The 1,650-nt window shown below is 62.7% G+C and carries 2 protein-coding genes; both read left to right on the top strand.

Annotation, left to right across the window (positions count from 1 at the left end; translation table 11 throughout):
- Positions 1–145 precede the first annotated feature (145 nt).
- Positions 146–271 carry a VOC family protein gene (locus WDW90_RS36920; RefSeq protein ID WP_336492693.1) on the top strand — a complete coding sequence of 42 codons (126 nt, stop codon included), beginning with the start codon at positions 146–148 and terminating at the stop codon, positions 269–271.
- A 1,148-nt stretch (positions 272–1,419) separates the two neighbouring features.
- The gene (locus WDW90_RS36915; protein WP_336492692.1) at positions 1,420–1,626 is read left to right on the top strand and encodes a hypothetical protein; all 207 of its coding nucleotides are present in this window, start codon (positions 1,420–1,422) and stop codon (positions 1,624–1,626) included.
- Positions 1,627–1,650 lie beyond the last annotated feature (24 nt).

Here is a 1,650-nt window from a genome sequence, read left to right as displayed (position 1 = left end):
GCGAAGAGAAGCGCGTGACCTGCGGGAGCGATACATCCGGGACCGATGAGGATCAGGAGTAGCTTGCCTCACTGCCCCCAATCAGAGAGGGCTCCTAGCTGAAATTCAACGAGAGGACGTCGCTATAGTCTCGGGAATAAATGAGGTGAACCCCGGTTTGCGCAATTTGTTCATCGAGGATCCGGATGGCGTCAGCATCGAGCTGCTGCAACGCAAAAAAGCATGGAAAGCCAAGCAGGCAGGTCCTGCCCGTGCTGAAGATCACCATTGATAGTGACCAAGAGCAGCATCAAACATCGAACGAGTTGGAATACCTTAGTTCACGGCACCAATGCTGTCTTGGTTGCTCCCTGCATTCGCCATCGGGATTGCCCTCATACATCTTGCCCGGACTTGGGCCCGGACTGTGACCGGCGTCCAATGGAGCGCTGTCACCGTTTCGACGCTGCTGTTGATCTTGGTGCTTGGCCATCGGCGGGCGGCGAACAGGACAGCGGGTGATGTGGATGACATTCACGCAATAATCGCGCTCCTCAATTGAGCGATGACGCGTGAGGCTGCCGTCCTAGTCCATAGGCTGTCATCAACCAAACTGACATGAGTCCAGCTCTGGCTCTTCCTCAGCCGGTCAAATCGGGCGCTCGAGGACGGCTTCGCCCAGGCTGCAGCCGCCGCACCCGCCATTGCCGGATGGTCCATATACTGCAGGTCATGCACGCCTACGGCCCTGCGACGTTCGAGGCCGGGTCCCACCCTGGCTCAGGGGACACCGCAGCGGCGACCGCGCCTTGCCCGTCCTGGTCGGGGCTGGCCACGAGCGACCAAAGACGCTCCGCCGCCGGACTCCGCCGCCGGACTTTGCCGGGCACGCGGATGGTAGAGGCGGATTTCGACAGGAATGTCACTGTCCGGTCCGGCGGCACGCACCAGCCGGCCGCGCTCTAGGTCGTCGGCGACGTTGCTTAACAGGGCCAGGCAAGGCCGTGGGCGTCGCGCGCCATCGCGACGAGGACCGAGGTTAGATGCGAGGAAAAGAGCGGCCTCACCGAGGCCCCGCTACGTTCGATTGTCTGTGCGCCCGCCAGGATGCGGCCGAGCCCGGACCCCCGTGGAGGTGAGTAGCGGAACCGGCACATCCGGTGCTGCTGGTAGGGTGAAGAGCGGGCCCTCCTCACCCGGTCGCGGCGCACCCACCGGCAGGAGCATGCCGGTCCCAAAAGTCTCTATGTCCAGGTCGTTGCCGGCATTCTGCTCGGCGTAGCGGTCGGATACATCGTGCCCAAACCAGGTTCGCTACTTCGGCGAGAACAGCCGCGACTTCGGCATAGAGCTGCTCGACGTGCTGCACCCGCTCTAGGGCATCGAGCACGTGGTGGCACCGGAACTCGGCTTCATCCTTATCGAACTCTGGATCGGGGCATGAAATGGCCAAGCTTTCGCCGCACGCGCTGGCCACTCGTCGGGGCCATGATTCGATCAAAGATCTGGGACCGGCGCCATCGGGCTATCAGGTCACTGGTGATTGTCGCGCTCTGCCTGTCTGCAGCCCTGGCGATCGTCACCAGCGAGCGGACGAAGGCTCGCATCCGCGGGATCGAGGTGTTCGCTGCCAGTGATGCGAGGTGAGCGGCTCGGGCGCTCAGATCTCGG

The sequence above is a fragment of the Methylobacterium nigriterrae genome (assembly GCF_037106235.1).
In the GTDB taxonomy this organism is placed as follows: Bacteria; Pseudomonadota; Alphaproteobacteria; order Rhizobiales; family Beijerinckiaceae; genus Methylobacterium; species Methylobacterium nigriterrae.
The sequence above is the reverse complement of the archived record's forward strand: the minus strand, read 5'-3'. Positions and strand labels throughout refer to the sequence as shown.

Bases quoted from the DNA above. Each gene is read 5' to 3' on its own strand.
- WDW90_RS36915 (WP_336492692.1), top strand. From the start codon at position 1,420: ATGAAATGGCCAAGCTTTCGCCGCACGCGCTGGCCACTCGTCGGGGCC.